The following is a 13,244-nucleotide window of genomic DNA, read 5'->3' on the forward strand; positions in this document are numbered from 1 at the left end:
TCCTGAAGCTATCCATCGGCATCCCGTTCTGGGAGTTGGCATTCGATCGGTACTCGTCCCGATTGATGGGGGGTTGTCGTGATGGGATTCGCCGTCAGCACCACCTGACCGATTTCGTTGACGTACCACCCTTGGGCTTCTACGAGGCGATCGCTTTTCGGCATGGTTGCCTCTGGAGTTGCCACTGTGGTGGGGGTTTCCGGGATTTCAGTCAGGCTCCAATCTTGCCAGACGGTGGTAGGACTGGCGGGGTCGCTGGGTTGGGGTGGAATCCCTCCCCGTCCGGTGAAGATAAATTCACTCCCCCGTCGTTGGGAGCAAAAATCTTTCCCGATCGTCGGAGGTTTGGGGGTGTCCGGCAGGCTGACGAGACCGGAGGTGGGATCGACTTCTGCATTCACTTGTACCGAACCGTCTTGCAACCGATTTGCCCCCGTTGCGGTAATATCGCTCTCGGGGGTATCGTCTACTCCTTCCCGAAATTCCGTTCCGAAAATGCTTTGGGCGGTAATACTGATATCGCCTCCTTGTCCTTCTAAAGCATTCGCAGTGATATCGCTATTATTGAGGGCGGCGATCCCACCGGAGTTAATGGTGATGTTGCCGCCGCGACGGTTTCCAGATGCTTCGGTGATAATCTCGCTGTTGTTTTCGAGGATGAATACCTGGGAACTGAGGGTGATATTGCCTTCACCACCATCTGTGTCAGCGTTGATGGAGGATTCATCGAGACGAATGAGATCGGCATCGACCTCGATCGCTCCGGCATCACTATTACTCGTCTGGCTAGATGCTACAATCTCGGCACCACCGCTCAGAGACAGGCGATCGGTTCTCAGATCGATACCCCGTGCGTCTCCCCCGGCATTGGGCAATGCACTCGTCGAGATCGAACTGCCACCATCCAACGTAATGGAATCGCCCGCTCGAATCGTTACGGATGCGGCATCTCCTCGCGAGTTAGTGGTGGCACGAATCTGGGCACCATCAGTGAGGACGAGTTGGGGAGTGGTAATCTCGACTTCTCGAGCGTTACCGATCGCATCAGGAAGTAATTCCGTTGAAATCAAACTGCCATCGAGGGTCACGGAATTTCTGGCTCGAATCGTCACTCGCCCTGCATCTCCTCGTCCATCAGTTTGGGTCACTAAACTCGTACCCTCTCCTAAAAAGAAGTCTCCCGTTTCGATCTCGATCTCGCCTCCCCGACCCCCTCCTTCGTCGCGTACAGCAGTGGAAAAACTCGACGAACTTATTACGGTCACTGAGTCTGCCACCCGAACCGAGATATTACCCGCATCGCCTTGTCCGTTGGTTTCAGCCAATACACTTGTATCTTTCAGAGAAAGGGTTCGAGCTGTAATCGAAATATCGCCGCCTTCTCCGATTCCTTCTGCGATTCCTCTTGATTGGACAAAACTACCGATGCTGGCATTGTCCAAGGAAACGGAGTCCGTTGCCTGAATTGAAATATTGCCAGCATTCCCTTCTCCTTGAGTAAAAGTGGCGATTCCTCCCGAACTATTAGAGAAAAATAAAGACCCAGTGGTAATCTCAATACCTTGTGAGTTCCCGATCGCTTCAGGTCCGATGATGCTAGAGACGATCGTATTTTCCGAGACGATCTCGGTTGCCTGGATGGTAATCTTACCAGCATCGCCTCGTCCGAGAGTAGAAGTTCCCAAGACTGCATTATCCGAGACGATCTCGGTTGCTCGAATCGCGATCGGACCGGCATTCCCTTCTCCAGAGGTAGCAGTTCCCAAAGAAGCATTTCTGAGAATCAGAGATTCTGTGGTGATGTCGATTCCTTGGGAGTTACCCACTGCATCTGAGTCTACACCAGTAGAGATTGCAGATCGATCGACCCCATCTAAAGAGCTATCTAAAACAACGGTCTCCGCAGCTCGAATCTCGATCTTCCCTGCATTCCCTTGTCCGAGCGTATCGCTTTCCAAGCGGCTGCCATCATAGATGAATAGAGAACCGGTCACAATTTCAATTCCCCCCGAGCTCCCCACTCCCGTTTGAAACACTTGATTTTGGACTCCACTCCCACTATCGAAGGTCACAGTTTCGGCACGAATCGAGACTTTCCCCGCATCTCCCCGTGCTAAAGTTCTAGAACCCAAAAATGCTCCATTGGAGAGAGATACGGAGTTCGCCGAAATTTCCACATCACCGGCATTCCCTATCCCCCCAAGATCGACTGAACTTTGAATCGCACTAAAAAACGTGCTGCCATCGGGATTTGCGGTAAATCCATCCACAGAAACGGTATCGGCACGAACTTTGATGTTTCCGGCATTACCCTCTCCTTCCGTAAAAGAAGTCAATCCCGCGAGACTTGTAATATTCAGGGAACCCGTCGCAACATCGATGTCACCGGCATTGCCAACCCCGTCTGAAAAGACAGCACTTTGAAAAAAACTGTCCGTTTCTAAGCGCGTATCGGTGGCAAGAACCGTTATCGCACCGCCATTTCCCAGTCCATCGGTAAAATTTATAATACCGCTGCTGCCTGTAGCAGACAACGACTGAGTCGCGACGTTAATATCACCGGCATTGCCCGTTGAATCCGCAGACAGCACGCCATTAAAAATCCGACTGGCTTCACTCAGGGCGATGCTCTGGGTTGCATCGATCGAAATATCCCCCGCCTGGGCATCCGGCGCACCCATCCCCGATTCAATCCCCGCAAGCATCACACTGCCGCCGGACATCTGGAAATTCCCAGCACGAACGGCAATCTCCCCCCCACCACCAGCCCGAACGTTGACTCTCGCTTCGTTATCTAACAAGACATCCGCCCGTTCCACCCCCTCGGGAAAACTCAAACTCCCATCGGCATTTACCCCAACGGTTCCCACACCGGCTAAGCCGCCCAACTCGACTCGTCCCCCGCGCGGCTGCAGGTTGCCGCCATCGAGAGTAACATTGCCCCCCACCAACGCCAGGGTTTCTCCCGATGGCACGGACAACCCCCGAACTTCCCCCGCATCGTTCGTCGCCACGGACTGATTAACAATTCCCCCCGGATTCGCTCCAAACTGCAAGCCGATGGGAACGTTAACGGTCAGTAATGGCGGCGCGTCGGGATTGGTAGCACTAAACTCGTAGCCGTCGGGAAACAGAATCCCCCCAGCGGTACTCGCAAAGAACGAACCCCCCACATCCAACCGTGCATCGGGACCGAATACGATGCCGCTGGGATTGACTAAAAACAGGTTGGCATCGCCGAGCACCCCTAAGGTGCCGAAAATCTCAGAGGGGTTACCGCCAGTGACGCGGGTGAGGATATTTTCCACGGCGGCGGGATTGTCAAAAAACGCCCCCCGTCCGGCATCGATATTAAATTCTTGAAAGCTGTGGAAGAGGTTGCTCCCGCGAATTGCACCGCCATCGATGCGATCGCTCAACGCATCCAACGGCGTGACGATCGAACTTTCTCCTCCCAAAGTATTATCGGGGATTAGCTGAGCGATCGCCGGATTCTTCTGCGTTCCCTGGCAAATTGCGATCGCCACAATTGGCATCAGCCATGGGAAAATCTGGCTCGAACTTCGATCGCACCTTGGAGTTGTCATAAAATTGAGAGTCTTTCGATTGTCAAAATGGTTAGGGGACTGAATACTGGGAAATTAAGGACTTTCGGATGAGACGATGGCGAATGACTTTGACGTTACCAGAAAAAATGCCAATTTAGATGTCAATTCCACGGCAATTTAGGGTTTTTCGCAATTTGGTCTGGGGAACGAATCGATCGAATCGCGGGTTTGCTGAGTATCTAAATCCGGATCGGGGTCAACTGCCGTATAGCCTACGGCATGGCTGCGCTAAGACCCCGACAATGCCACTCGGTCTTAAATTCGCCTTTGGATTAGACCCATCAAATTTCCCGATCTTGAGCTGGCAACGCATCATTCTTAATCCATTTCTTACCCAAATTTCCGTTGGGACAATACGAGCCGACATCTGAACCCGGCGTAAACTTTGAAAACCGAAACTTGGCCGCGTCAGAGGAAAACCGCTCCGTCATTTCGTAAATATACTGCGAGCCAAACATCTCTTCTTCTCCATACCATTCGTTACCGACGGCAAATCGAAGTTTGTAAGCTCCGTAAGGGAGGGGAATTTCAACCATTTCCCCCGCACGAACAAATGCTGTGGCGATAATTGTATTCGAGTCCCAGTCCACCACTTGGAGGAAACGGTGCTGCTCGACGGACCAGACACTTTCGCTCCCCGAACAAGTTTTGGGTAATGACGACTCGTCATCGGCGACGGGCGCTCTTAGGAATACGCGAAGTTGGGCAACCTCCCACTCGTCAAAAAACTCTGCTGCTTGCAAGACTCCAGTGGGGGGGAGTTCTACGGGTTCGGGCGGCACGGGTTCGGGCGGCACGGGTTCGAGCTGCTTGAACGCACTGTAGTGCTCTACGATCGAATTAACGGTTTCTGAGGATGAATTGACACTAGTCACGTCGGCATTGCCTTGACGAACCCAAGACGAATAAACCCAGGCGATGCCCACACAAAACGCGATCCACAGCGGTATTCCCAACTCGTGTCCGAGCTTGAATCCTCCATGGTTTTTCTCTCGACGCGCGCGTCGCTTCACTTCTTTTTTGAAATGGGTTTCCGGTTTTTTAGACACGATCGTTTCCGGGCAAGTGCTTGAAGTGTATTCTGATGGATGCGATGGGATTCGATCGACATGGCGATCGAGCCTCTACAAACATTTCTGCCCGTTTGCTATCTCTTTTCTGCAAATGCTGGAAAATCGTTACATGGATTTACATTTTCGAGCGCAGAATGCCAATCCATGCATCACTCAAACCAGCCCCCTCAAACAACTGCAATGTCCGCCATCGAGATCGTCGGTGCGCCACTCAACGCGGCGATCGTAAATGGCGTGGCTTCTCCCGTGCCGTCGGGGTCGAAGCGTAAAATCCCCGTGCCGATGTTGTAGAGAAAGCGATCGTCTCCATCGAGGGCCACGCTGCCGAGGGCAAATTGCTCGGGGGCAACTGCACCGGGAGTCAGGCCGAATTCTCTGCCTTCGAGGACGATGCGATCGACGCCGGGTTGGAAATCGGTAATCGTATCCCCCTCGGTACCCGGTCGGCTGAAGACGAAATCATCGGCTCCTGCTCCCCCAGTCAGGGTATCCCCTTCCGAGACAAAAGCTTGGTTGAGGTAGACGGTGATGCTGTCGTTATCGAAACTGGGGGTAACGAGATCCTGATAGCGAATGCCATCTAAATCGGCAATCGCAACTCCTACGGGTGTATTTCCGACTCGGAAGCTTTCTGGGGAGGCAAACGAGCCGTCGCCATTGTTGCGGAGAATGGAAATCGTGCTGCCCCGGGTTTCTCCACTACGGGTGATGAAAACAGCATGGCTCAAGGTCAAGTCTAGGTCTCCATCTCCATCCAAGTCGGTGGGTGTGGAAATACTGGGAAATTCATTGGTCGCCAGGGTAACGGTCTGTCCGAAGGTTCCGTCACCGTTGTTGTAGAGAACAGAAACCGTCGCCTCATCAAAGTTGCTATTGGCCAAGTCTACATCCCCATCTCCATCGAAGTCACCGGACACAACTCCAATAGGCTCTTGACCGACAACCAAGTTTTCTGGTGCGGCAAATGTTCCATTGCCGTTATTGCGAAGTACCGAGAGGGTATTATCCCCTCGGTTGGCACTCACCAAGTCCAAATCTCCATCGCCATCCAGATCTGCGGAAGTAACACCAACAACCCCATCGCCCACGGTCAGATCTTCTGGTGTGCCAAAGGTCCCATCGCCATTGTTGCGCAGGACTGAGATGGTGTTGCCAAAATAAATCGCCGTATCCAGGTCAATCCCAACGGTATTGGTAATGACCAGATCGAGATCGAGATCGCCATCGAGATCTGCCACCTCGCTGATGAAAGAACGCTCGCCGGCGATAAAGTTCTCTGGTGGGGCAAAGTTTCCCACCCCATCATTACGCAGCACAGACACCGTATTATCTGTTTCATTGACGGTGACTAAATCGAAATCCCCATCTCGATCGAAATCCCCAGATGCGACAGAGGGCCCAACTCCCGTGGTGACGCTTTCCGGGGCGGCAAATGTTCCATCCCCGTTATTGCGCAAGATCGAGACGGTATTGCCACTATCGGGATTGAGAAAGCTCGGATCGGCTCCAGGATTGGCAACGACCACATCTAAGTCTCCATCGCCGTCGATATCCACGGTCACAATACCAATCGGTGCATCGTTAGCGGAGTAGTCGGTGCGATCGAAATCCGTAACGCTATCGGCAACACCCAAATCTCCATGGATGACATCATCCCCATCGCCACCGCGCAGAATATCTGTTTGCTTGCCGCCAAAGAGGGTATCGTTTCCCTGCCCCCCTTCGAGTGTGTCATTTCCCCGATTTCCGAAGAGTAGATCGTCTCCGAGGTTTCCAAAGAGCAGATCTGCACCATCACGATCGTTTTCCACCGGCACGCCTACTGCACCGATGAGGGTATCGTTTCCATCGCCCCCAAACAGTTCGTCGCTTCCGGCATCCCCAAACAGTTCGTCATCTCCGCCATTGCCTAAGAGGCGATCGTCTCCGGCGAGGGCAACGATTAAATCGCTCTCGAGGGAACCTTCTAGTAGATCGTTGTTTGAGGTGCCGCTAATGGTTGCCATATGTAACGCTCCCGAGTTGGATAACAGTTGAATCTTGAGAATGGGTCAGATGGAAATCGAGTCTCTAGAAGGATTTATGCGAGGTCTCTGTCTCCTTTGTGAAATTCCTGAAAAATCGTTACGTGGATTGACTTCTTCGAGGGCAAATGCAAATCCATGTATCGCTCACAGGATTGACGCAAAGCGTCTACTTGTCGGATCTGTTGCCGCACGAAGCGCACCATAGCCACTAGATTGAGTATGTATGCGTCGTCCTAACTCAAACCAGCCCCCTCAAACGATCGCAATGTCCGCCATCGAGATCGTCGGTGCGCCACTCAATGCGGCGATCGTAAATGGGGTGGCTTCTCCCGTGCCGTCGGGGTCGAAGAGTAAAATCCCCGTGCCGATGTTGTAGAGAAAGCGATCGTCGCTATCCATGGGAACGCTGCCGAGGGCAAATTGCTCGGGGGTAACCGCACCGGGAGTCAGGCCGAATTCTCTGCCTTCGAGGACGATGCGATCGACACCGGGTTGGAAATCGGTAATCGTATCCCCCTCCGTACCCGGTCGGCTGAAGACGAAATCATCGGACCCCGCCCCCCCTGTGAGGGTATCCCCTTCGGAAACAAAGGCTTGGTTGAGATACACGGTGATGCTGTCGTTATCGAAACTGGGGGCAACGATATCCTGGTAGCGAATGCCATCCAAATCGGCAATCGCGACTCCTGCGGGCGTATTTCCCACTCGGAAGCTTTCTGGGGAGGCAAACGAGCCGTCGCCATTGTTGCGGAGAATAGAAATCGTGGTGCCTTCGGTGTCTCCACTACCGAGAAAAAACACAGAATGGCTCAAGGTCAAATCCAGGTCTCCGTCTCCATCCAAGTCGGTGGGTGTGGAAATACCGGGAAATTCATCGGTGGCGAGGGTGACGGTCTGTCCGAAGGTGCCATCACCGTTGTTGTAGAGGATGGAAATTGTTGCCTCATCAAAGTTATTGTTGGCTAAATCTACATCCCCATCCCCGTCAAAGTCACCGGCAACAACTCCGGTCGGCTCTTGACCCACAACCAAGTTTTCTGGTGCGGCAAATGTTCCATTGCCATTATTGCGAAGTACCGAAAGGGTATTATCCCCTCGGTTGGCACTCACTAAGTCCAAATCTCCATCCCCATCCAGGTCGGCGGAGGTGACACCACGAACCCCATCGCCCACGGTCAAATCTTCTGGCGTGCCAAAAGTACCATCGCCATTGTTGCGCAGGACTGAGATGGTGTTGCCAAATGTAATTGCTGTCAAGAAGCTAATCCCAACGGTATTGGTGATGACCAGATCGAGATCGCCATCGCCGTCTAGGTCGGCAGGTTCGTTGACGAAGGAGCGATCGCCAGCAATAAAGTTCTCCGGTGGGGAAAAGTTTCCCACCCCATCGTTGCGCAGTAGAGAGACCGTATTATCTGTTTCATTGACGGTGACGAGATCGAAATCCCCATCGCGATCGAAATCCCCTGCCTCCACGGAGGGTCCCACTCCCGTGGTCAGGCTTTCGGGGGCGGCAAAGCTGCCATCCCCGTTATTGCGCAGGATCGAGATGGTATTGCCACTCTTGAAACTACTCGACCCTCGTCCGGGATTGGCAACGACCACATCTTGGTCTCCATCGCCGTCGATATCGACAGTCACAATACCAATCGGTGCATCGTTAGCGGAGTAGTCGGTGCGATCGAAATCCGTAACGCTATCGGCTACAGCCAAATCTCCGTGGATGACATCATCTCCATCGCCACCGCGCAGAATATCCGTTTGCTTGCCGCCAAAGAGGGTATCGTTTCCCTGCCCTCCTTCGAGGGTGTCATTTCCCCGATTTCCGAAGAGTAGATCGTCTCCCTGGTTGCCGAAGAGCAGATCTGCGCCATCGCGATCGTTTTCCACCGGTACGCCTACCGCACCGATGAGAGTATCGTTTCCATCGCCCCCAAACAGTTCGTCGCTTCCGGCATCCCCAAACAGTTCGTCATCTCCGCCATTGCCCAAGAGGCGATCGTCTCCGGCGAGGGCAACGATTAAATCGCTCTCGAGGGAACCTTCTAGTAGATCGTTGTTTGAGGTGCCGCTAATGGTTGCCATATGTAACGCTCCGGAGTTGGATAACAGTGAGAAAACAGAATGTGTCAGATGGCGATCGAGCCACTACAAACATTTCTGCCCGTTTGCTATCTCTTTTCTGCAAATGCTGGCAAATTGTTACATAGATTTACATTTTCGATCCCAGAATGCCAATCCATCTCTGCCGGATTCAGCGACTTCCGGTCATCACCGAGTGCGATGGCGGTTCGATACATTGACTGCCACCTCGATTGCGACCTCGCTCTCCACCGTCCATCCAGACGAAACCCAAGTAGATCGCTGCTGCGAATATTGCCATCCATCGATCGCGATTGTGTCCCACCCCAAACTCCGTGTTGCTGCTGTCGTTTTTGCGATATCCGAAACCGAAATTACCGAGAATATCGATAATTTGGGCGGGCAATCGACAATGCGATCGCCCAAGATTAAGAGCCACTCGATCGAACCGTTACAGGTAACTCGGTTTTTTCACCCCAAAATTCTGCAAGCAGCCAAATTTTTTACACAACGTTACGCGAGGTCGATAGAGGGGGTGGAGAGGCTGTGAATGTTTCTCGATCTCGACCCCATAGCGAATCAATCCACAAAAATTAATCCAACAGGATGGTCGAGACTGTCATTGTATGCAAAGAGATCGATGAACTCTCCGGTTACTCCGTCATAGCGCAAGATTTCGTCCGTATTAGAGCTACTAACGTAGAGGTTACCATCGGGTCCAAAGGTAACATCCCTGGCAAAATCTAGACCGCCAGAACCATCGGGAACGAAGACATCAATGAAGTCTCCTGTCTGACCGTCGAAGCGCAACACACGATTGAAAAGTTCAGTGACATAGAGGTTGCCGTCAGGTCCAAAGGTAAAGCCATCTGGTGAGTAGAAACCATCATCCGAGGCAAAGACATCGATAAAGTCTCCCGTCTGACCGTCATAGCGAAGAATTTTACCGAAGAAACCATCACTAACATAGAGGTTACCATCAGGGCCAAAGGTCACGGCTTCCGGGGAATCCAACCCACCCTCTGAGGCAAAGACATCGATGAAATCTCCCGTCTGACCGTCGTAGCGCAACACTTTATCGGTCTCAGAGCTATTAACGTAGAGGTTACCATCGGGGCCAAAGGTTAAGTCTCGAGGTCCATCTAATGCACCCTCCGAGGCAAAAATATCGATAAAGTCTCCGGTCGCTCCGTTATAACGGAGCACTTCATCTGTACTAAAACTAGCGATGTAGAGATGACCATCGGGGCCAACGGTCAAGTCGTACGAAGCGACGAGTCCTCCACTTCCATCGGGAACGAAGATTTCAATGAAGTCTCCCGTTGTGGCATCGAAGCGCGAAATACTACTGTTTGCCAGATTGCTGACAAAGAAGCCTTCAGTTGTATCGACATCCCCCCCATCATCGGGCGGTTCAACCACGGGTGGTTCCATATCATCCCCATCATCTGGCGGGTTAACCACTGGCGGTTCCATATCATCCCCATCATCTGGTGGCTCAACCACTGCCGGTTCCTCAATATCCACCTCCGCAAAATCGCGGCCGAAACCATCGAACGTGCCGTTGGCTTCTACGAAATCGTACTCGCTGCCAATCCCGTTGAACCCCGAAGCACCGCCATTGGCAAAATGATAGGGAGTGTAGCTTTCGCCGCTCGAATCGACATCGAAGTATTGGGTAACGTACACCTCACCGGCTTCGGCACTGCCATCGTTCGCCACGCTGACATCGGTAATCTCGTAGTAGCCGTTGAAACCCGCTTCGTTATTAATGGGTGGATAGATTTCGTACCGCGTGCCGACTGAAAGCTCCTCCGGCGCGCCGTAGACGTAGCCCGTATAGTAGTCGTTGTCTGTCGTGAAGCCGTCGTAGAAGTAGGTAAATTCATAGCGAACGAGATCCGACGGGTCCGGTTCTGGGGTGGGTGGTTCTTCGCTATCGAGGGCGACAATTCCTTCGGCTAATGCCAAAACATCCACCCGCGAGTAGTCCGCGCCGGTATTGGCAACGTTATCAAATTCATCGTCACCATCGTTAATCGTTACCCCTGTAGATTGAAGCAGATTGCGGAATTCATCTAGGGTGAGGCGACGACCCAATTCTCGTTCCGCCAACTGTTGCGCGAGAACGGCAACCCCGGCGATATGGGGGGAAGCTTGGCTGGTACCCGCCTGGGTAAGCGTGCTGCCATCGGGACCGGCTCCGGTAATATAGGCACCGGGAGCGAAGATATCCGTCAGTTCGGGGTGGCGTTGGGAGAAACTGGTAATGCGATCGGCATCCGTTGAAATATCGATCGCGCCGTCGCCCCAGAAAGCAGGACCATTATTGCCATCCCAAACCGCACCCACGGCTAGAACGTTGGGATCGGCAGCCGGATAGGCAACACCCGGTCCGTACTGATAAAAACTATTTCCCGCAGCGGCCACAACCATAATCTCGTCTTCGACTAATGCGGCGATTTCGTCACTGTAGCCGGGATTATTCAGAGAAACAGCCTCGTCGAAATTGCCAGACCCAAGGGACATATTGACGCTGACAATATTGTAGGTGTCTGCATTTTCGGCGACCCACTGTAAGGCCTGTTCGATATCCGCAGCTCGGGCCCCATTACTACCATCCGGGAAAACCTTGAGATGGATAATGTCCGCACCGGGCGCGATGCCGGGATAGGAACTATCTTCGGACGCGACGATACTGGAAACGTTAGAACCATGTCCGTTGCGATCGCTTGCATCGGCATCCCCATCGGCGAAATCGTAACTATAAACGATGCGATCGCCGAAGAAAGGATGATCGAGGTCGATTCCCGTATCGAGAATCACCGTGGCATAACCGCTACCGTCAATATCGCTAAATCGAGGATCGGTGCGGAACGCCTCGGTATCTGAGCTATCTGAAGGGGTCAGGTTGATTAAGGGCGTCGATTCTTCGGTAAAGAGCTGAAATTCATCCTGGGAACCGGTCGTGGTAATCCCACTCAAACGCGGCGCAACCGATAGATTCAGGCTGTAGTCCGTCGTCACCACATCCGATTGTTGCACCCGAATGTAATACGTCCCCGCATCTAGGGGAGCAGAAATGGCATTGCTGCTCGATCCGGTATCTTGAGAGGAACCGATAACGGTTTGGTTACTGTCGAGCAGCTCGAGTTGAGCGTTACCCGTGAAGATATCCAAGTCTAAAGAAAAACTATTCTCGGCACCCACGCTGAAGAAGTAGTAGTCCTCGGTATCGCTACTGCTGACCCGATCGCTGTAAACTAGCGTCGTCGAACTGACTTCCAAACGATAGGCATCTTCAGGAGTATTCCCCGGATCGACGCTGACCTCTCGTTCCTCGGTTTCAAATTGGGGAATGTCGCGATCGATTTCAACAACTGAGGTCTCTCCATCCACCTCCTCGGGAGCATCCGTTACCGGCTCGGCAGGTGGTTCGACTGGCGGTTCTATCGGCGGTTCTACCGGCTCTTGGGGCATTTGCGGCGCAATTTGATGCAACCGAATCAGGGTCATCTCATCGTTGCCAAATTCCGTTCCCCCGGAATGGTCAAATCCTCGTAAAACCGCGATCGACTCTCCCGTGGCTCGATCTCGTACGATCGTATCGTTCTCCCCGGTGCCCGTGACAATTTCGATATCGCCAAATGTCAAGCCATCGGTGAGTTCCAGCCAATCTTCCCCGCCACTGTAGTCTAAAATCAAATCTGCATTTGCCAGGTTCGTCTCTCCCGACCCGAGAAGAAATCGATCGTCTCCCTCTCCACCAATTAGCGTATCGTTTCCTAACTCTCCCGATAGCAAATCGTTGCCGATATTTCCAAAAAGTATATCGTTGTCTCTGCCGCCAAATAGATAATCGCTATCTTTGCCCCCGTAAAGAACGTCAGCGCCGATGTTGCCATATAAACTATCGCTTCCTGTATTTCCAAATAACCAATCGTCTTCACCATAGCCAACTGCGCGATCGCTCCCGTCGTAGCCCAATAAACCTTCATTTTGCAAGCCACCCAACAGCTCGTCGTCGTTTGGGGTTCCTGGCAGTAATACCAGCTCGTTCTCGGGAAAATTTAGGGTCAAAAACTCATTCACGATCGATATAATTCCTTGGAACTTAAGTAATAATTAATAAGTAATAAGTTTGAACTCAGAAATTAAGCATTCAACGGTCAGTATTCAGATCGATTGCACGGAGAAAAGAAATTATTTTAAACGGATTAAACTGCCGCAGACTCGTCATTCGATCGAACAAGAAAAACTCCAATCGAATGAATGGTAATCGTGGTTTATTGAAGAGCTAAATTCTGAGTACTGAATGCTGAATACATAAACCGATTACTTATTACTTGAAAACAACTTCCCTGAAACCTTAGTTCGAGCAAATATTGTTGATGCAATACAGGCGCGATCGAACTTCTACCCTTACATCGGTCTGGGAACCCCCCAATTTCTGC

6 protein-coding genes are annotated in these 13,244 nt (G+C 52.2%); all 6 read right to left on the reverse strand.

From position 1 onward, the window contains the following. Nucleotides 1-8: 8 nt before the first annotated feature. The 6 genes from AC2215_RS15350 to AC2215_RS15375 all read right to left on the reverse strand — a co-directional run bounded on the left by AC2215_RS15350 (nt 9) and on the right by AC2215_RS15375 (nt 12,882). Nucleotides 9-3,587, reverse strand: a complete 3,579-nt coding sequence (locus AC2215_RS15350; protein WP_486810891.1) for a two-partner secretion domain-containing protein — start codon at nt 3,585-3,587, stop codon at nt 9-11. A gap of 302 nt (nt 3,588-3,889) precedes the next feature. After that, a complete protein-coding gene (locus AC2215_RS15355; RefSeq protein WP_486810892.1) occupies nt 3,890-4,657 on the reverse strand; it encodes a hypothetical protein in 768 nt (255 codons plus the stop codon). Between the two features lie 191 nt (nt 4,658-4,848). Then, nucleotides 4,849-6,687: an FG-GAP-like repeat-containing protein gene (locus tag AC2215_RS15360; RefSeq protein WP_486810893.1), complete on the reverse strand. Its 1,839-nt coding sequence runs from the start codon at nt 6,685-6,687 to the stop codon at nt 4,849-4,851. Between the two features lie 273 nt (nt 6,688-6,960). Then, nucleotides 6,961-8,793 (reverse strand): FG-GAP-like repeat-containing protein, encoded by a 1,833-nt coding sequence (locus tag AC2215_RS15365; RefSeq protein WP_486810894.1) that lies wholly within the window; start codon nt 8,791-8,793, stop codon nt 6,961-6,963. Between the two features lie 169 nt (nt 8,794-8,962). After that, nucleotides 8,963-9,229: a hypothetical protein gene (locus tag AC2215_RS15370; protein WP_486810895.1), complete on the reverse strand. Its 267-nt coding sequence runs from the start codon at nt 9,227-9,229 to the stop codon at nt 8,963-8,965. Between the two features lie 140 nt (nt 9,230-9,369). Further along, the gene (locus AC2215_RS15375; protein WP_486810896.1) at nt 9,370-12,882 is read right to left on the reverse strand and encodes a S8 family serine peptidase; all 3,513 of its coding nucleotides are present in this window, start codon (nt 12,880-12,882) and stop codon (nt 9,370-9,372) included. Nucleotides 12,883-13,244 lie beyond the last annotated feature (362 nt).

This window comes from Zarconia sp., from assembly GCF_057467645.1.

Excerpts from the sequence above, each read along its gene's own strand:
- AC2215_RS15350 (WP_486810891.1), bottom strand. The coding sequence starts at position 3,587 with ATGACAACTCCAAGGTGCGATCGAAGTTCGAGCCAGATTTTCCCATGG.
- AC2215_RS15360 (WP_486810893.1), bottom strand. The coding sequence starts at position 6,687 with ATGGCAACCATTAGCGGCACCTCAAACAACGATCTACTAGAAGGTTCC.
- AC2215_RS15365 (WP_486810894.1), bottom strand. The coding sequence starts at position 8,793 with ATGGCAACCATTAGCGGCACCTCAAACAACGATCTACTAGAAGGTTCC.